Origin of the sequence: Cellvibrio sp. BR (genome assembly GCF_000263355.1) — a bacterium.
Lineage (GTDB): Bacteria > Pseudomonadota > Gammaproteobacteria > Pseudomonadales > Cellvibrionaceae > Cellvibrio.
On the sequence record NZ_JH668202.1, the window covers coordinates 59,414 to 77,110 of the forward strand.

Consider the following 17,697-nt stretch of genomic DNA (forward strand, 5'->3'; position numbering starts at 1 on the left):
TGGCTGCAGTTTACGCAGTGGGAATTTTATAAATCAGCAGTTTCAGTTGCTGCTCTGGGTCAACATCGGGGAAATCTGCATGGGGCTGTAACCGTTCAATAAATACCGCCTGTGGGCACTGCTCATTAAACTGCTGCTTTAAAAACCCCTCACTCAACTCCGGCGCATTTAAACAAGCCAGTACCAAACCACCCTCAGGCATTAATTCCGGCAAGCGGCGAATCACCTTCGCGTAATCTTTTTCCGCTATAAAACTACCTTTTTGGTAGGAGGGCGGATCAATAATCACCAAATCATAAGGCCCGGGCTTTTTAACCCGACTCCAGGATTTAAGAATATTTTCCGCCACAAACTCACTTTTATTTTTTGCCAAGCCATTTAACTGGTGGTTGGCGCGCCCCAAATTTAATGCCGGGCTGCTCATATCCACATTCACGACTTTTTCTGCACCCGCCGCAATAGCCACTACAGAAAAGGCACAGGTATAGGCAAACAAATTCAGTACACGTCGGTTGCTGGCGTATTGTTCCAGCCACAACCTGCCCGGCTCCATATCCAGAAAAAAACCGCTATTTTGTTGTTGCGCCAAATGCAAATTAAATAGCGAACCACGGCGACGCGCATAAATCACCTCGGGCAACTCACCCGATATAAGTTCACTGGGCGCTTGTGGCAAATAGCGATGCTGGACCAGCAGCACCGTGTGTTTACTGTTAAATAGCGGCTGAATTTGAAGAATGAATTGCTCCAACCAGGCGACAGGTGGCGCAACAAATAAAGTTATTAAAATAACAGGTTGAAAATAATCCACTGTGACAAATTCCAACCCGGCATAACAGCGGCCACGGCCATGAAATACGCGATGGCTATCTATATCTGTTGCGGTGCGAATTTTTTCTGCAAGCAGTGCAAGGCGATCCACAATAATTTGCATTAACCTGCACCTTCTGTTGTATAACCCACTGGGTAGATAATCGTATCGCGATAACCGGTAATCACGGGCCAATAACCTACCAGCTGTTTATCCAACTGCGGATCATTGGTATCTACTAACAAGGGGCGACCATCGAGCGCCAGAATTTTTCCACGCGCGGCAATAATGTAAATATTGTCTTTGCCGATGCGCCGCACAATCGCGGGCGTAAATTGCTGGTTGCCACGTCCGAGAATATGCCCCTGACCACCAATCGCGGTAATAATTATTTTTACCTGGCCGGTAAAGTTGTCGAGCTGCTGCACTATTTGTGGTGCGCTGACATCCAGCGCAATTAATTTATTATTAAGCAATAAATCTACCCCCAGCAAACTACCCTCAAGCCCCAGCTCCTGCAAAAATAAATGGGTAGTTGAACCTGGGCCAACCAAATACAGGGTATCTGGCTGCAATTGATCGATCATTTCCTGGGCAACATCCAGCTGCGCCAATTCATCGCGCTCGGTTCCGGCATTTTTTACTAGCTGTAGATTCTGTGAATCCTCCGGCACCAACAAAGTGCCGTAAAAACGCGCGCGCACCTGGCCGTTGCGAAACGCTTCCTCGTCTATATCTTTTACATCGCGCTCGGCAATATTGACCAGCTTGCCAGTCAACAATTGTTTAAGAATTTCCCCCGCGGCTTCAGGCGAAATTGCATAGACACCTGAGTGCATTTTTACCCCGGAGGGAACCCCTAATACTGGCTGGGCTATCCCCACCACATCGGCAATTAAACGTGCGGTACCATCGCCACCGGCAAACAAAATCAAATCTGCCTGTTCATTCATCAGCGCCTGCGCAGCGGCGCAAGTATCTTCCGCTTCACTTGGGTTATTTTTTGCGACGCCGATAATACGCGGAATAAAACCGGCATTTTTTGCCGCAACTTCACCCATATCGCCCGCAAAACAAATAACTTCGATTTGCTGATTTAATTCACTAATGCTTTCCAGGGTGCGCTGCATACGCGCTGGCGCACGCTGTTCGGCACCGCGCGCCAAAGCTTCAGAGCGAATTGCCTCACCATCGGACCCCTTTAAACCGACACTACCGCCCAAACCAGCGTAGGGGTTAATAATCACACCAAGTTTAAACACAGTTAAATCCTAACACTTGCAGCCACTGTTTATCGGCAGCACTGATGCCACTGAGGGCAAGCTGGTAATTGTGGAACTCGCGGCGCTTGGGGTAATGCTTACGCAAAGCATCAAAACCCTCGGCAAAATTTGCTTCGCCACAACGCGCTTGTTGGGCAAGATCACGCAGGCGAGCATCATCGGCCGCTATGTCGTAAACCTGTTTAATCAGAGCTTGGGCGATTTGAAAAATATCGCCACGTTGCACCAGTGCTTCATCAACTGTCAGTACATTATTTTCCAGTGGCGGAACTAATTGCGCGAGCGAAGCATCTGGTTTTTTATCGATGTGCTGACAAAACGCCTGATAAATCATTTCTGTGCCGTTTAATTTTCCATCGTAACTATAACCAGCGATGTGTGGGCTACCGAGCAAAACTCTGTCGAGCAACTCCAGTGAAATATCCGGCTCGGGCTCCCACACATCCAGCACAACATTTAAATCGTCACGCTCATTTAATACATCCAACAAGGCTTGGTTATCTATCACCGGACCGCGCCCGCAATTAATTAACACCGCCCCGGGTTTTAGTTGCAACAATTCCGTGCGACCCAACAAATGAAAACTCGGATGAGAGCCGCTAGTTACCAACGGTGTGTGCATACTAATCACATCACATGCCAGCACCGCCTCCAGGCTGGTGAGGTCAGGGTTTTGTGCAAGGCTGAGGTTGGGGTCATAACAACGCACTTGAACGCCCTGCGCTTTAAGGCGTTTATACAGCAACCCGCCTACGTTACCGCAGCCAATAATGCCGAAAGTCACGGGCAACCAATTGATATTTAAATGACACAAGGCAGCATAAACATACTCAACTACCGAGTTGGCATTGCAGCCCGGTGCACTCGACCATGCAATGGATTGCTCAGCAAAATATTGCTGATCCAAATGATCCACACCGATAGTGCAAGTACCAACAAATGAAATTTTGCTGCTCGCTAGCAGAGCTGAATTTACTTTGGTTACAGAGCGAACTATTAACGCATCTGCATCTTTAACGTCTGCCGCACACATAGTGCGCCCCGGCAACCGAACCACCTCCCCCAAGGGACTAAAAAACGCATCAACCAGTGGGATATTTTCATCCGCAACTATTTTCATAAGAACTCACTTATCGGAAACCGGGGGTTATAAATTCAGAATGCTTAAAAATCAGCCTGACATAAATCGATGGAATAAAATTTTTACCCATAGCGGTTGTGCTTTGGGGATTTAGCATATACCTTATATAGTGATGGTGACCTTAAAACCGTCGTCTGGGCATCGCTGCAAAGCGGTGACTCGCCTCACTTTAGGGGGTGGTATTATGAAGACCTCGCACACAGGCCACAACATGGATAATGTGGTTGATCTCTTCACGAAGAAGACTTACTCCGCGCTGCACGACGAGCGTTTTATCCGCCTCTCTCCTGAATTGGATGGGCTGGAAATGCTCTACTCCAACGATACCAGCTCCGACAAACTCTACAGCCTTAAAATCCTTTGCTGGGGCCTGCGTGCCAATGGTGAAGTGGTTGGGCTTGTGCCTTGGTTAAACGATATTGTTCCCTGCCCCGATCTGTGCGACCCACTTAACGGTCACTGGGAAGGATATTACGATCCGGGTATTGATGAGCTGTTCTTTGAAGCACCAATGCATAAAGTGATTGAGCTTGAGACTGCGGCAGAATACTACGAAGTAGAGTGTGAAAGTGGCGATGACGTTATTCAGGAATTGCCCGACACTATTGGTACTCATGCTGTATTGGCAACTGCGGATAGCAAGCGCTTGACGCTAGTTGAAGTGGTGAGTTGGAGCCTGCATTACGACGGTAGTGTATACGCCATGATCAGTGACCCAACCAAAGTAGTCAGTACACCTGTATTACCAGGCGATGACTCACTTTACGAGGCTCAAGCCAGTGACAATTTCCGTTACTTCTTCCAGCATCAGATAGCAAACAAGATCAAAGCAGAAGATCCCGAAGCAATGGCCGCTATTTCCTTACTGGTAGACGGTTTGCAATAAAAAGATCGATAGCTTGCGACAAAAAATAGTCAATGCATCAAGGCTGTAACTGCTTAAAAAAAACGCCGCATTAGCGGCGTTTTTTTATGGCTATCTGTTTTTGATATGGCGCAATTATAACCAAACACGTAGAAAAAATAGTTTTCTACGCTTTGCGAATATAAAAAATATAATTTTTTTCCGTTTGCTGTTGTTCGATAAGTTCATGCCCCAAAAATAAACAAAACTTTGGAATGTCGCGCAGCGTTGAAGGATCGGTGGCAATCACCTCTATCACACGCCCCGAATCAGTTTCGCGCATGGTTTTATGAAGCATCATTACCGGCTCAGGGCAGAGTAAACCGCAGGTATCTAAAGTTTTATCAATTTCTAAATTCATAGTTTTAAATCGTCTATAAATACACAAGCGAAGAACAGTGAAGTTGCTATGCTATCAATAATGGAAAAAAGTGTAGGAGAAAATTTCACTACCGAGGAACCAGGTTCGATGTCTCGGAAACCAGCAGTAGATTATATGCCGACAGACTTTTTTAGCCGCCAAGCACTGGAACTTACGTTTCGTTTGCTGCGCAATAACAACCCTCTTTTGGCTCACGCAGTCAAACAAGCAATAGATACAATACCCAATGTTTCCTACGAAGATCTGCAATCTGCCTATACCGGCGAAATGTTACTCAATTCCCAGGTTCTGGATTCGCTCAAAGCACACACTATTGGCAAAATAGTATCGGTATTAACCGAGATTGGCGAGAGCGCGTTGCGTGATAAAAATCTTCCTCCGGGCCACATGACACTGCTGCGAACCCTTATTGAAGATTGGGTACAACTCACCGAATGGGTTTTGCAAAATACTGCAGCGGATCAAAATGACCGCACCTCTTATCATTAAGTTTTAAGCATCTAACAAAAAACCAGCTAGTGAGTTGGCGATCAACTTATCGCCAACTCACACAAGGATTAATACACTCGCAAATATCCTGTTACTTCTTCACGATCGTGATACAGCTGCTTAAATTGAATATCCAATTTAAACCCCGCCTTTTCCAACTCAGCGCGAATCCGCTCTTCACATTTTTTCACTTCGGCATAACGCTGCTTCATTGGTAGCTTCAAATTAAAAATGGCTTCGCGACAATGTTTTTTAGTGAACCAGCGAATAATCATACTGGTCACTCGCGCGGGTTTATCTACAATATCGCAGACCAACCAGTGCACTGGCTTTTTTGGTTCATATAAAAAACCGTCGGTCAAAATATGCAATACCTGCCCGGTTTCCAGCAGATTTTTATCCATAGGCCCGTTATCTACGGCCTCTACATACATTCCGCGCTGCACCAGCTGCCAGGTCCAGCCACCGGGTGCTGCCCCCAGATCTACCGCCCGCATGCCCGATACCAAGCGAGTATCCCACTCTTCGGCGGGAATAAAATGATGCCAAGCTTCTTCAAGCTTTAAGGTGGCACGACTAGGCGCCTCTTTGGGTAAACGCAAACGGGCAATCCCCATAGGCCACTGCGATGAATTGTAAATGGGGCTAAAACCCACATAAGCCTGAGTACCGGAAATAAATACCAAATGCAGACGCATTGGGCTTTTGGCATAAACCAATTGGGCAGCACGCAGCGCTTTCTCAAAGGGTGCAGTGATTTTTTTACTTAAACCCGACAGCTCTTTACCTTCGTTGGTATCGACTGTCTCAATGATTAATTCGCAGGTTTTTGGCAAAGCCGCCGCAGCCGCACAGAGGGGAGTCACACGATCAGTAACCGGTAAATCATCAATTAAACCAGCGCACACGAACCATTGGCGAGCAAAAATCAATTTGCGAAACCCCAACAGCTTCATCAGATTGTCCGCACCATCCGGTTCGTGGGTAATAAAAAGTACATAGGCGCTATTGTCTTTGGTTTTACTGTAACCATAGATACCCAAACCAGCAGCCAGATCGGATATTTCCGCCGCACATTCTTTTTCAAATCCTGCGCGACAATGCAAAAATAAATGATTCACAATATTCTCATCATAAAGAGTAAAAAATTAATCGGCAGTATTATTCTGCGCGATAAGCTCAGCATCGTGACGAGTAAGCAAACTGGCGGACTCGGTCGAAAAATCAAACACCACCACTACCTCGCGACGCTTTAACAGTTTTTTAACTTGCTCAACTTTAGTTGCGAGCGATACTTCCTCTACACCGTAATCAGTACCGTCACGGGTAATAAACTCTTCTATCAGTCCTTGCAAGGCATCGCTCGATAATTGTTCATAGGGAATAATCATCGGCTTATCTCTGACTTAACAATAGGGGTTCACTCACAGCTTGTTCAGTAACAACAAGCAGAGTAATCTTAAACTGGATAACACAGCGAATTAACCGCTTAGCGAATGGATAAATAATCTAAAAACACCGAATCAATAACCATTAAGGAATTGCCGTGAATACACAACTTGTTTTAACTGTAATTTGTGACGATCGCCCCGGTGTTGTGGAACTGCTTGCACACACTATTAACCAACACCATGGCAATTGGCTTGAAAGCCGTATGGCACACTTGGCTGGTAAGTTCGCGGGTATCCTGCAGGTTGCCGTTGCGGAGTCACATCTGGCGGAGCTGCGTACTGCACTGAATCAATTGGCCGAAAAAGGGCTGAAAATCGTTATCGAAGACGCCGTTACTATTAGCAAACCCGATTGCCGTGAATTTAGCTTTAGCGTCGTGGGCAATGATAGGCCCGGTATTGTACGCGAAATAGCCCAAGCTTTCGCCGCACGCCATATTAACATGGGCGAGCTGGAAACGGCGTGTTCAAGTATGCCTTGGTCCGGCGAACCGCTGTTTGAGGCCACGGGTGTGATTGAGGTGCCTAAATCGGTCGATATGAATGAGCTATATGACTACCTGGATAAAATTGCCGATGAACTGGCAGTTGATATACGCCTGGAATCGTCCACCGAGCGATAATGCTGTTAGGCCCCTGCTCTCCTTATGGGCTTTATTGCGCGGACAAAAATGGCAGCCATTCGCTGCCATTTTTATTAACCTTAAAGACCTTGCTGCAGAAGCAATCGCTAGTCGTGTTTGTGTTTTTGCATCACCGCATCAAACTTTTCCAGTTCGATATTGATCGCCTTGGTAGAAATGTTCACTTCGTAAAATGAAAAAAGCAAAGACACCACTAGCAGTATCAAACTCGCCGCAAATAAATACATACCTGCCACCTGAAATGCCAGCAACAGCGAAAACATAGACAGGGTACAAAACACAAACGATAAAACCCCAAACGCCTGCATAAATCGGATCACTGTCATGCGAATACGCAGGTTGTCGATTTGGCGAATCACGATATCACGGCTAGGGGCATTTTCCAGATTACTCAGCTGCCGAATCACATTCGCCAGCGTCACAAAACGATTGGTATAAGCCAGCATTAGTAACGAGATGGCAGGAAACAATAAACTGGGAGTGGTAATAGTCATTTCCATAAAAATACGTTTGTAAAACCTCAATTATTGAAAACGTTCACGCCAATAAATAATGCGGTCATGACCACGATAGCTGCCGAAACCAAATTCAGCATCAGGAATTGTTGTATCGGAATAATCACCATCCTGATTCCAATCAAAACGAAGCCACGGGTACGAAGTTAAATCAACTTTTACGTCAAAACTACCCGTCACCCCAACACCCGGCGCAGAGAAAAAGTGATTAGCATTGCCGCTGGTAAAATTAATTTCTGTGGCAGTGCTAGAGTCATAATTCCCCACCGTCGCCCCCCCCATTAAGCGCTACAGTTAAGTTAGCTGGCACCGAAATATTGCCCGCTGGATAGGTAATTGCACTGCGTAGAATTTTCGTGCAGCTGTCATCCTGATTGTCTATAAAACGATTACCCAACCAATATTCAGTGGAAAAATTCACCGGCAGGTTAGCAGTTTCAGGGCCGAAGGCATCATCCAAGCGGAGGCGGCCGTAACGCACCTCAAATTGAGCTAGCTCATAAGCATTATTTTCCGGCGCACCACAACCACCAGTTGTATCAACAGTAAGATTGGCATCAGAGAGCTGCCGTTTATCTAAACAATCCTGTACACCTATACCAAGTTTCACCCCGGAGTATGGACCATCGGGTGTGTTTGCTCGAGAAAACTGCGCGTTTGGCTCGCTGATAGCAGCAACACCATTGATCCAAATAGGAGCACTGATAGCAACAGAATTATTTTTCAAGCGAGACAAAAAATTGATCTCAGTGTTAAACATAAAAAATGGAATTGATGCAACAGCATAACCCTTGGCTAAATCATAATTCGTTACCGGATTGCCTCCCTTATCCAAAGCACGCAACATGAAATCCAACCCTTTAGTACTAGGAGTCGTTGAATCAACATTGAATGGCATTCCCATATACAAAAAACCACTGCAAGTTACTATTGCATCCGTATTCATCAAGTCGAACATATTAGGATAAAAGCGACCAATAACGCCGCTGGCAGGTTTGTTAGGTATATCACCAGCCCCCAAGTAATCATTGTCCAGCAAATAAGGTCTAATTGTTAAGCTGCCTACCTGATTCCATTGAATGTCTGGATTAATAAAGGTGCCAGCTGGGCTGGTTGTAGTAAACGCCCCGCCAATGGTAATCTCAGTTAAACTGCCACTAGCCGGATAACTTAATGCGTTTTCAATTATGGCTAACTGATTTATTTCCGGGGTTTCTTCTCGACCAAAATTAGGTGTGGGATTTCCAGATGCATTTCGTGACTGCAAGTTCACATTAAATTTTTCACCTGCCGCCACAAAACCTGCACCACTGCTCGTTGTACCGGGATTATTTATATTGCTTGCAGTGGTTACTGCAGAAACAACAAGGCTATGAGGTTTAACCACAAAGTCATTGCTAACACCAGTAAACGTATACGCAGGTTCCCCGCCACCCGCATTTAATGCTAACCGCGCCAACAATCTTATTTGACCAACATCGGAATAATTAAACGGAATATTCGCTGCGCCAGTTGCATTAAAATTTACTGCTTTATTGCTATAAACTACGCTGCCATCTGCGACGGCACCAGCGTTAGATATAATTGATGTTCCTGCCAAGTTTAATGTTTGACCTGCGATACAAGTTGTGGGGTTTATACATTTATAAGCCAGCTGAACTGTTTGTGGCGACGTAAAACGTGCGGCGCACGCACCTGTTTTATCATCCGTCCTAACCGAACGAAGGTATAGATTATTATTGGTAACACCGGAAATTTGAGTAGGGATATTCTGTGTTGTTGCAGCTGTTTCAGAAAAAATAAATCCCGCACGATTAAAACGAGAGCTGCAACTCGATGCAACTAAACAACTGGAGGTTCCAGTGCAACACTTGGTGGAATTGTTAGCCGCAGTAGCGACACTTGTCAGGTTTAATGTAGCAACCGCATCTTCTACGGCATTGCTATATAACAACTTGGTAGACGCCTCACCAGCAGAGAGCGTTAACGTGGACGCGTTCAATGTACCCGCGGTAGCCGATAAACTCACATTAGTGTTAACTGAGAAATCTCTATTACATGGCACAGCACTATCCGCACAAACGCGTACCGTCACCTTGGCTCCCTCGCAGGCAATACTTTCTGCAGCCACTTCTATCTCATAATGATCCGGCCCTGAACATACCCGGGCCGTGCGCATTAGATTTTCAATATTAGCCTGCGGCAATGCACCCGAATAAATATTGACTTCATCAATATTACCCAAAAAATGAAATGAAGATGTACGCCCTTCAGCTGAAGCCGATGTTTCACCACCAATCGCCGCCAGCCCCGAACCATCTGACCATGTTCCCGTATAAGCCCCCGTAGCCTTTGCTAATAAGGTCAGTGATTGGTTATAGACATAGAGCGTCACAGTTTTAGCTGATGTATCAACGGCAGCAGCGACATAGTGCCAAGCGTTACTACTGATAACGGGGTTGGTATCTACACAAAATGCACCGCAGTTTGGATTAGTGCCTTGGCCGGTCACGGCGCCGTTGTTAGCAATATTTCTGCTAAAAAAACGCAACTTCGGCTGTCCTGTTCCATCAGCCAAACTAAAGCCCCAACCATTTTGTGCATCGTCGCGGACTAAAATTCGTTGATGTTGAGCGCTAGCGTTAGTTGAACGAATCCAGGCTGCAAATGTAAAGCCTTGCGGCAGTGCCGGAAAACCCGTTAGTTCAACATAGCTATGGCTGCGTGCAGGGGAACCTGTGCCATCAAAAGCACCGTAATAACAGGTGTTTTGGTTGCCATTGATATAAGCAGGATTACCAGAAGACGTGGAAGGTAAAACTGAACTTCCTGCAGCGATTGCGGCGCGACCATGATTGCCATTGCCACTGGTGTCGCGTACTTCGTTGGCGGAACCTTTCCAGCTCCCCTCGTCCATATTCCATGATCCCAGCAGCACTGGTGTTACTGTCGCGCCACTACAAAATGGGGAAAAATCAGCAGAAGATAAATTCGATCCTTGATAGTTAATGGTTACTTCATTACCTGCACCAATAAAATTTGCACCAGACACAGCACCATTAACAACTGATTTGAAATCAAGAGATATATTTCCTCCGGCATACATATAACCGGTAAAATTTAATTCATTCTCGCTGGTAATTGATCCAGTTGCATAAATTAAGAGTTGATTTGAAGCAAAACCCTCAGTGAACGCCTTAAAACCAAAAGTCACACTTCCATTTACAAAAATACGAGTGGGCCCCGATGATGCAATACGCCGCAATACCGTTTCCTGTGCAATGGTGAGATTGCCATTAATCCAGTAGTCACCCGATTGTAAACGTAAAATGGATTTAAAATTAGTCGTCACCGCGCCGGTGTAATACACACCATTTTCGCTATTAAAAGTAAGTGTTGCCTCTTGACCCACATTTATTGCTGTATAACTACCAGCGTTAATTGTCGCACTCCCCTGATAGCCAATATTAACCGCGCCGTTAGTACCATTTCCGGTTAAAAATGTTGGTGTCGATTTAGTTGCCGCAGTTCCCGTAACAACACAACTACTACCGCTGCACGCTAACCAAGCGCTATCGTCCGTAAGTGTTCGCGCAGCAAGAGTTGCACTGCCGCCGGTGATAGTTGAGTGATACCTCAATCTAATATTCCCATTAGGGGCATGTGCCTGAATACCATTGGTGAAAATATCTGAACAGGCAACGGCTAAAGCATAAGAAGCATTTGTTAACAGCAAGAATGCAATAATAAATTTTATGTATTTGAAACTGAGGAAATAATTCATCATTCCTGCTCCAAAAACGCGCCAGCTTGAATACTACGCTCAGCGCGATATTCATTTTCCCCACAGGTGCCTTCGCTAGTAACCGTATAAAAACTTTTCAGCACATCGGCCGTTGCCATAGGTGAATAGTTTGTCGCATTTGCAGGCGTACAATCATTCCCATTTTGGTAGCGGCAAGTACAATCAACAGCCACAGTACAAGCACTAAGGCCATCGATTCCACTGTAATCCGGATTTAAATTCATAGCTAGGCACGCAGCATCCGCCGCTTGGCGACCATTCACATCAAAAAATAATGCTTTCATACCCCGCTGTGCACCACTTTCTGCCGCGTAAAAACTTTGCAGGCTAATAAATTCCTGCACCACCGCCGTTTGGGATTGTGTAGCCGTACGAGAAATAGTTAATGCCAAGACGCCCATTACCACAATAATAAACAGCGCCAGCGGCAATAAAAATCCACGCTGGGAATTCACCTGTTTTAAAGAGCGAGAATTAGGGAACATTGCGAATAAGTACCCGCTGGATGTAATTAATCGTTTCGCCACCGCTGGTAAAATCCAATGCTATGGTCACACGGGTATTGCGATTCTCTGAGCCATTAGCAAGTGTAAATGGCTCTGCACCAGCAATACCGCGCGCCAGAATATCGGAGCTATCAGTTAAGGTTACATTCGAAGCTTGTGGATTAATACCACTGTAAAACCGCAATTCATTACCGACTAAACAAAACGCCTGAGCATCATCCAATAAATAAAAACGCTTATTGATGGAATTACGCAGCCATTGTTTTGCAGTGGATAATTGCAAAGCGCTGCTGGTATAACCGGAATATCCCACCAACGAAGTGGGCGATGAACCATAAATTTCTGCTGCGCTCATTGCTCCAATCGCAACATGGTTTGCAGTACCAAAATCCACCGTAACCGGTGAGGCGGGAATAGTTGCAGATGGTGCTGCGCCATTTTGCTGATCAGGCACTGCATTGAAATAATTACCACCCGCCGCGATCGGCATAAACTGCAGACACTGATCAGCGTTGGTTAAACGCACCGAATAAGGCAAGGCGCCGCGCAATTGCCGCGTCATGCGTTCAATGGATTGTCGAGCGGTATTTACCAGTAAGGCGCGGGTTTGTGTGCTCTGGTAAGACTCGGTTGCGCGCACGACAAAACCCACACCAATGGTGGCGATAATGGATAAAATCACCATCACCGCAATTAACTCCACCAGCGTAAAACCACGCACAGAGGAGTTCTGCAGATCAGCGCGCACGTTACGCATTAAAAATTGGCTCGCTCGGCAGATAACAAAAAGGTTTCGCTAGTGGGTGTGGTCACACTGACGGTAATTAATTTGATGTTATTGGCGGTTGTCACACTCACTGAACGCACATAATTTGGATAAGGTGTATCGCTAAAATTATGATAGTCATCGACGTCGTTCATATTGTCATCAGGTAAATTATTACAAGCAATCGCTCCAACAGTTGAGCATGCAGGAACACCACCTGTTGGCGTTGCTTCGTCATATCTAAGGGAGATAATTTCATCGAGCAGGGATTGTGCAGATTCCAGCGCACGCATACGAATAATGGGATCAGCATTATTAATGGTCGCCTGGCGATAAATACCCACTAACACCAAGAGCGCAATACTGACCACCACAATAAATACAATCAATTCAATCAGGCTCACACCTGACTGATTTTTTTTAGTTGGCGTAAGCATAACCACTTGCCTCCACCTGAATAACTGCCGATGTACCTGCTGTGTTTCCAGAGCCGGTAAGCGTGATACTTGCCGCCGTAGTACGGCCCAGCTTGTCAAAAATAAACACGCCGTCCACATCGGTTGTAGTTGCCGTAACGCCTTGAGGTAAAACCAGCGGGTAATAAGTAGATGTCACCGCAATGGGATTATTATTTTCCGTCACACTGACACTGTTACTGGTGATAACCAGTCGAATATTGCCGCCGTTGCTACGCATCATCGCAGTTTGTTGCGCAAAAAATAAGGCCGCGATGATGTCATCGCGGCCTGATTGTACTGCTGCTGTGTTAACGGGGCCTAAGCGTGAAAAAAGCGTGATCGAAAGAATACCGAGCAAAATCATTACGGTAATTAATTCAATGAGCGAAAAGCCTCGTGAATTAGCGATCACGTTTAATGAACACTCAAGTGAACTCGCTAGTTACGGAGTTGGTGCAGTAACAGGAGGAGTTACACCATAAGCAGTAAAACTCGCAGGGGCTGTAGTTATATCATCGTCTGAATAGCCAACAGTACAATCACCAGCATCACCTTCACCTAACCCTGTATCGCCGGCAATAACCATATCAGTAGGCAGTCCACCTTCTAACAAATCTTCAACATCAGTACAATTGACTACACTTCTTATGGTTGAGGTTGTAGTTAATCCTGCATCGCTAGCAATATTGTTAGCGTGATTCAAAGCTGCCGCACTTCCCAAAGCACCCGCAACACCCTGTAAAGCGGATTCACGTGCTGCTTCAGATAAATCCACAAAACGTGGTAATGCAGTTGCCGCCAATATACCCAAAATAACGATAACAGCGATTAATTCGATCAACGTAAAACCGGATTGTTGTTTCATAACCAAACTCCACGACAGTAAAAAAGATAAGTTAACAAAAGCGTTTGTATCCACAAGCATAGCTTATTTATTACTACATCCCTGCTGCCGCAAACCCGGTTGGATTTACGTACTAAACTCAATAGTATTGAGTCCAAATATAGCTAAATAACACAACAAATCCAGTTATTAAGCCAATAATTTATAGTTAATTCTATTCGCCTCCTGCAGTAAACAGCATTCTGCCATCCATGGGGTAATAATCAAAAAATGCATTGCTGTTAACCAACTCAAAACGGCAGACTAAATCGCCAGCATAGAGTTGATATTCAGCACTCTCATTCGGCTGTGTAGAACGGCTCAGTGCGGCGGGGTTTTGCAATAATAGCTCCCATAGTTGCGCACAATCCTCCTCCGTCAAACTAAAACCCTCCACAACCGGGCCACTCACCGCCACTGGCCAGGCTTGTGGCGAAAAATATACCACGCGATTGGCAATGGTAATTTGCCTCTCATCTGCATTGTGCTTGCTCGCCAAACTGCTGACCAAAAACTCAATGCGCGCGTTCGCAGCGGCGGTCACAAAACGATGAGCGAGAATTTCCATGCGCAGAATACGCGCGTCTTCTGCCATAAACCAATAGCGACTGAGCGCAACCACGCTGATTAGCGCGATCACAGTAGCGATCACAAACCATTCAAATCGTCCATTATGGTAGGTTCGGATCACAGCGGCCTCATTTTTGGATGCTATACATATCCCACATGGGCAAGAAAATACCCAGCGCAAGAACCGTGACAAAACCCGCCATGATCACAATCATGATTGGCTCGATTCTATCGCTGAGTTGCTTTACATCGTATTCCACTTCGCTTTCATAAAACGCAGCAACTTCGGCGAGCAGCGCATCTACCTGGCCGCTCTCCTCGCCCACAGAAATCATCTGTAATACCAGCGGCGTAAACATACCGCTCACCAAATGGGTTTGAAATAATCCTTCACCACGTTCCACCCCTGCACGAATACCGCGAATTTTATCGCCCAAGTAAGGGTTATCCACAGCGCGCGCACTTAATTCCAGCGCATTGGATAAGGGCAACCCCGCATTTAACATCAAGCCAAATGAGCGCGCATAACGCGCTAGAGAGGCGCGTTCGATAATATCGCCCACAACAATCAATTTTAATTTTTTACGCCCCCACACCCGGCTACCCTCCGGGGTTTTTATGTAGTGATAAACCCAAGCCACCAAGGCACTAATAATCAGCAACAAATACAACCAGAAATCGACAAAAAAATCGGAAATGCCAATCAAAATACGGGTAGGCAATGGCAAGTCAGCGCCAAAGGTAGCAAATAAATTGGCAAACGCCGGAATAACTTTTACGTTGATAACCACTATCGCAATTGAAATGGCGATTAATACAAAACTGGGATAACGCAATGCCGTTTTGATGCTCTTGATGGTTTCAAGATCACGCTCCATATATTCGCTAAGTTGTTTGAATACCAAATCCAGGCGACCGGAGTTTTCCCCTACGCTGACCAAGCTGACAAATAAATTATCAAAAATTTTGGGGTGCGCGCGCATCGCAGTAGACAGCTCTACACCCGCCTCCAAACGCTCGACCACATCATTTAACGCTTGCTGGAACGCATAGTTACGCAGTGATGCCGACAGACCACGCAACCCTTTTACTAACGGAATACCCGCACGACTGATGGTATGCATCTGTCGGCAAAACATAATCAGCTCTACTTTTTCTACACGGCCACGATTAGTCGCGCGGGCAAAACGTTCAGAAAAACTCAGCTGTTCAATAAATTCGCTAATATCAACGGGCGTAATGCCGCGCCCAAGTAATTGGTTTACAGCAGCATCTTGACTGGAGGCATCCACCTGCCCGGTAATTAAACGCCCTTCGGCATTGCGGCCTTTGAATTCATATACCGCCATTAGAGTTTTCTCATGGTTTTAAATTTCACTCACCTGGGCAGAAATAGACATCACTTCATCCAGAGTAGTTAGCCCTTCTATCGCATAACCTAATGCGGCCTCGCTTAAGTTAACAAAATCCGGCACAGCATTAGCGGCCTGCATAAATGCATTGAGGTCATTTATGCGCAGAGCTTCCGCCATGGTTTGATTTAATTCCAACATTTCAAAAATACCAATACGCCCGCGATAACCCGTATTGTGACAATGGGGGCAGCCAGTCCCTTTTTTGAAAACCACATGACTGTAATCGCGCCCTTTACCTATAGCCGCCAGCAATTGCTGCTCATTGGCATCCGGTGAATAAGGATGAATACAACTGGAGCAAATACGTCGCACCAAGCGCTGGGCAACAATCGCCTTGAGCGCAGTTGCTACCAAATAACCGTCGACTCCCATATCCATTAAACGCATAGCGGAGGTAACAGCATCATTAGTGTGTAAGGTTGATAACACCATATGGCCGGTCATGGAAGCGCGCAACGCAATTTCGGCGGATTCTGCATCGCGAATCTCACCCACCAATAAAATATCCGGGTCTTGTCGCAACGTGGCGCGCAGCACACTCGCAAACGTTAAACCAATTTTTTCATGCAGCTGTACCTGGCTAATGCGCGGCAAGCGATACTCCACCGGATCCTCCACGGTGATGATTTTTTTCTCTGGCTTATTTAATTCTGACAAGGCGCCATAAAGAGTGGTGGTTTTACCACTGCCCGTTGGGCCGGTCACTAATACCAAGCCGTGGGGGCGAGTAATAATTTTGCGGAAACGCTCTATTAAATGAGGCGGCATACCCACCGCATCTAACGGCCTAACCCCATCAGTTTGATCGAGCAGACGCATAACTACCGATTCACCAAACTGTACCGGCATAGTGGAGATACGCACATCAATATTGTGGTGTTTAACCTTTAAGTTAAAACGACCGTCTTGAGGTAGACGTTTTTCAGAAATATCCATGCCCGACATTAATTTCAAGCGCACCACCAGTGCCGATGCGATACGCTTTTCGTTCATCACCTGCTCTAACAAAACACCGTCGATACGGGTGCGAATACGCAATACTTTTTCATCCGGCTCTATATGAATATCAGACGCTTTGGTATTGATGGCCTCTTCAAATATTTTTTGCAGCAGTTTCACCACCGGCGCTTCACTGTCGGCAGCACCCACCGCAAATTCCGCTAGATCCACCGCTGATTCCTGCAGTTCCTCGTCCAATTCACCGGCTAGGGTGGCGATTTCACTGGCACGGGTGTAAGCGATATCCAAAATATCCAGTAGTTCGGATTCACGCACTACCGCCGGTTTAATATTTTTTTGCAGCAAGCGCTGCAATTCATCCAGGCAAAAAATATCGGTTGGATCGGCCATGCCGAGCAACAGGCCATCAAAATCCTCGCGCAATAACATGACGCGATAACGGCGCGCACTGGTTTCCGGCAAACGTTGCACCAAAGTGCGATCAAAACGAAATTGTTTTAGCTCCACGAACGGAATATCCAGCTGTGCCGACAGCAGATTAAGCAATGCATTTTCTTCCACATAACCCAATTCAACCAGCGTGGCACCCAATTTCCGGCCGGTGAGTTTTTGCTCTTGCAGGGCATGCTGCAATTGGGTTTCCGAAATAATATTCTTTTCAACGAGTAAATCGCCGATACGAATACGTTTTTGCGAAGCGAGATTCATCATAAC

The 17,697-nt window shown here is 46.0% G+C and carries 20 protein-coding genes; 3 read left to right on the forward strand and 17 right to left on the reverse strand.

Annotated features, from left to right (window positions below):
- Positions 1-10 precede the first annotated feature (10 nt).
- The 3 genes from O59_RS10550 to O59_RS10560 are packed head-to-tail and all read right to left on the reverse strand — an operon-like array spanning position 11 to position 3,214.
- The gene (locus O59_RS10550; RefSeq protein ID WP_007642435.1) at positions 11-934 is read right to left on the reverse strand and encodes a class I SAM-dependent methyltransferase; all 924 of its coding nucleotides are present in this window, start codon (positions 932-934) and stop codon (positions 11-13) included.
- A complete protein-coding gene (locus O59_RS10555) occupies positions 934-2,073 on the reverse strand; it encodes an ATP-NAD kinase family protein (RefSeq protein WP_007642436.1) in 1,140 nt (379 codons plus the stop codon). Before O59_RS10555 ends, O59_RS10550 begins: the two co-directional genes overlap by 1 nt.
- Entirely contained in the window at positions 2,066-3,214 is a 1,149-nt protein-coding gene (locus O59_RS10560) for a 4-phosphoerythronate dehydrogenase (RefSeq protein WP_007642437.1), read from the reverse strand. Before O59_RS10560 ends, O59_RS10555 begins: the two co-directional genes overlap by 8 nt.
- Positions 3,215-3,419: 205 nt before the next feature.
- Between O59_RS10560 and O59_RS10565 the strand changes: the two genes are divergently transcribed.
- A complete protein-coding gene (locus O59_RS10565; RefSeq protein ID WP_040392187.1) occupies positions 3,420-4,121 on the forward strand; it encodes a hypothetical protein in 702 nt (233 codons plus the stop codon).
- Between the two features lie 145 nt (positions 4,122-4,266).
- Here the strand turns inward: O59_RS10565 and tusA are convergent, their stop codons facing one another.
- Positions 4,267-4,500: a sulfurtransferase TusA gene (tusA, locus tag O59_RS10570; protein WP_007642439.1), complete on the reverse strand. Its 234-nt coding sequence runs from the start codon at positions 4,498-4,500 to the stop codon at positions 4,267-4,269.
- Positions 4,501-4,608: 108 nt separating this feature from the next.
- On the opposite strand from tusA, the gene O59_RS10575 reads away from it, so the two are divergent.
- Complete coding sequence (locus O59_RS10575) at positions 4,609-5,010, forward strand: hypothetical protein (protein ID WP_151059407.1); 402 nt, start codon at positions 4,609-4,611, stop codon at positions 5,008-5,010.
- A gap of 68 nt (positions 5,011-5,078) precedes the next feature.
- Here O59_RS10575 and rlmM read toward each other — a convergent pair whose 3' ends face one another.
- Complete coding sequence (gene rlmM / locus O59_RS10580; RefSeq protein WP_007642441.1) at positions 5,079-6,131, reverse strand: 23S rRNA (cytidine(2498)-2'-O)-methyltransferase RlmM; 1,053 nt, start codon at positions 6,129-6,131, stop codon at positions 5,079-5,081.
- Positions 6,132-6,158: 27 nt separating this feature from the next.
- Positions 6,159-6,401: a YheU family protein gene (locus O59_RS10585; RefSeq protein WP_007642442.1), complete on the reverse strand. Its 243-nt coding sequence runs from the start codon at positions 6,399-6,401 to the stop codon at positions 6,159-6,161.
- A gap of 155 nt (positions 6,402-6,556) precedes the next feature.
- On the opposite strand from O59_RS10585, the gene O59_RS10590 reads away from it, so the two are divergent.
- Positions 6,557-7,084: a glycine cleavage system protein R gene (locus O59_RS10590; protein WP_040392189.1), complete on the forward strand. Its 528-nt coding sequence runs from the start codon at positions 6,557-6,559 to the stop codon at positions 7,082-7,084.
- 107 nt (positions 7,085-7,191) lie between these two features.
- Here the strand turns inward: O59_RS10590 and O59_RS10595 are convergent, their stop codons facing one another.
- From O59_RS10595 to O59_RS10645, 11 genes are all read right to left on the reverse strand, one after another.
- Positions 7,192-7,605: a DUF2721 domain-containing protein gene (locus tag O59_RS10595; RefSeq protein ID WP_007642444.1), complete on the reverse strand. Its 414-nt coding sequence runs from the start codon at positions 7,603-7,605 to the stop codon at positions 7,192-7,194.
- A 24-nt stretch (positions 7,606-7,629) separates the two neighbouring features.
- On the reverse strand, positions 7,630-7,887 hold the full coding sequence (locus O59_RS10600) for a DUF6701 domain-containing protein (RefSeq protein ID WP_007642451.1): 258 nt from the start codon (positions 7,885-7,887) through the stop codon (positions 7,630-7,632).
- The gene (locus O59_RS10605) at positions 7,874-11,407 is read right to left on the reverse strand and encodes a LamG domain-containing protein (protein WP_007642452.1); all 3,534 of its coding nucleotides are present in this window, start codon (positions 11,405-11,407) and stop codon (positions 7,874-7,876) included. Before O59_RS10605 ends, O59_RS10600 begins: the two co-directional genes overlap by 14 nt.
- The gene (locus O59_RS10610; protein ID WP_157152549.1) at positions 11,404-11,910 is read right to left on the reverse strand and encodes a pilus assembly PilX N-terminal domain-containing protein; all 507 of its coding nucleotides are present in this window, start codon (positions 11,908-11,910) and stop codon (positions 11,404-11,406) included. The genes O59_RS10605 and O59_RS10610 overlap by 4 nt, the downstream gene beginning before the upstream one ends.
- Positions 11,900-12,688, reverse strand: coding sequence for a type II secretion system protein J (locus O59_RS10615; protein ID WP_007642455.1), 789 nt, complete (start codon positions 12,686-12,688; stop codon positions 11,900-11,902). Before O59_RS10615 ends, O59_RS10610 begins: the two co-directional genes overlap by 11 nt.
- A complete protein-coding gene (locus O59_RS10620) occupies positions 12,688-13,134 on the reverse strand; it encodes a prepilin-type N-terminal cleavage/methylation domain-containing protein (RefSeq protein WP_007642456.1) in 447 nt (148 codons plus the stop codon). Before O59_RS10620 ends, O59_RS10615 begins: the two co-directional genes overlap by 1 nt.
- Positions 13,118-13,567 carry a type II secretion system protein gene (locus tag O59_RS10625; RefSeq protein WP_007642457.1) on the reverse strand — a complete coding sequence of 150 codons (450 nt, stop codon included), beginning with the start codon at positions 13,565-13,567 and terminating at the stop codon, positions 13,118-13,120. Before O59_RS10625 ends, O59_RS10620 begins: the two co-directional genes overlap by 17 nt.
- A 30-nt stretch (positions 13,568-13,597) precedes the next feature.
- Positions 13,598-14,020, reverse strand: coding sequence for a type II secretion system protein (locus O59_RS22230; protein WP_007642458.1), 423 nt, complete (start codon positions 14,018-14,020; stop codon positions 13,598-13,600).
- Positions 14,021-14,213: 193 nt separating this feature from the next.
- Positions 14,214-14,729 (reverse strand): hypothetical protein, encoded by a 516-nt coding sequence (locus O59_RS10635; RefSeq protein ID WP_040392196.1) that lies wholly within the window; start codon positions 14,727-14,729, stop codon positions 14,214-14,216.
- A gap of 7 nt (positions 14,730-14,736) precedes the next feature.
- Positions 14,737-15,957, reverse strand: a complete 1,221-nt coding sequence (locus tag O59_RS10640; RefSeq protein WP_007642460.1) for a type II secretion system F family protein — start codon at positions 15,955-15,957, stop codon at positions 14,737-14,739.
- A gap of 18 nt (positions 15,958-15,975) precedes the next feature.
- Entirely contained in the window at positions 15,976-17,694 is a 1,719-nt protein-coding gene (locus O59_RS10645) for a GspE/PulE family protein (protein WP_007642461.1), read from the reverse strand.
- Positions 17,695-17,697: the final 3 nt, after the last annotated feature.

Coding starts and splice junctions, on each gene's coding strand:
- O59_RS10550 (WP_007642435.1), bottom strand. CDS start 934: ATGCAAATTATTGTGGATCGCCTTGCACTGCTTGCAGAAAAAATTCGC.
- O59_RS10560 (WP_007642437.1), bottom strand. CDS start 3,214: ATGAAAATAGTTGCGGATGAAAATATCCCACTGGTTGATGCGTTTTTT.
- O59_RS10565 (WP_040392187.1), top strand. CDS start 3,420: ATGAAGACCTCGCACACAGGCCACAACATGGATAATGTGGTTGATCTC.
- tusA (WP_007642439.1), bottom strand. CDS start 4,500: ATGAATTTAGAAATTGATAAAACTTTAGATACCTGCGGTTTACTCTGC.
- O59_RS10575 (WP_151059407.1), top strand. CDS start 4,609: ATGTCTCGGAAACCAGCAGTAGATTATATGCCGACAGACTTTTTTAGC.
- O59_RS10585 (WP_007642442.1), bottom strand. CDS start 6,401: ATGATTATTCCCTATGAACAATTATCGAGCGATGCCTTGCAAGGACTG.
- O59_RS10595 (WP_007642444.1), bottom strand. CDS start 7,605: ATGGAAATGACTATTACCACTCCCAGTTTATTGTTTCCTGCCATCTCG.
- O59_RS10605 (WP_007642452.1), bottom strand. CDS start 11,407: ATGATGAATTATTTCCTCAGTTTCAAATACATAAAATTTATTATTGCA.
- O59_RS10610 (WP_157152549.1), bottom strand. CDS start 11,910: ATGTTCCCTAATTCTCGCTCTTTAAAACAGGTGAATTCCCAGCGTGGA.
- O59_RS10615 (WP_007642455.1), bottom strand. CDS start 12,688: ATGCGTAACGTGCGCGCTGATCTGCAGAACTCCTCTGTGCGTGGTTTT.
- O59_RS10620 (WP_007642456.1), bottom strand. CDS start 13,134: ATGCTTACGCCAACTAAAAAAAATCAGTCAGGTGTGAGCCTGATTGAA.
- O59_RS22230 (WP_007642458.1), bottom strand. CDS start 14,020: ATGAAACAACAATCCGGTTTTACGTTGATCGAATTAATCGCTGTTATC.
- O59_RS10640 (WP_007642460.1), bottom strand. CDS start 15,957: ATGGCGGTATATGAATTCAAAGGCCGCAATGCCGAAGGGCGTTTAATT.
- O59_RS10645 (WP_007642461.1), bottom strand. CDS start 17,694: ATGATGAATCTCGCTTCGCAAAAACGTATTCGTATCGGCGATTTACTC.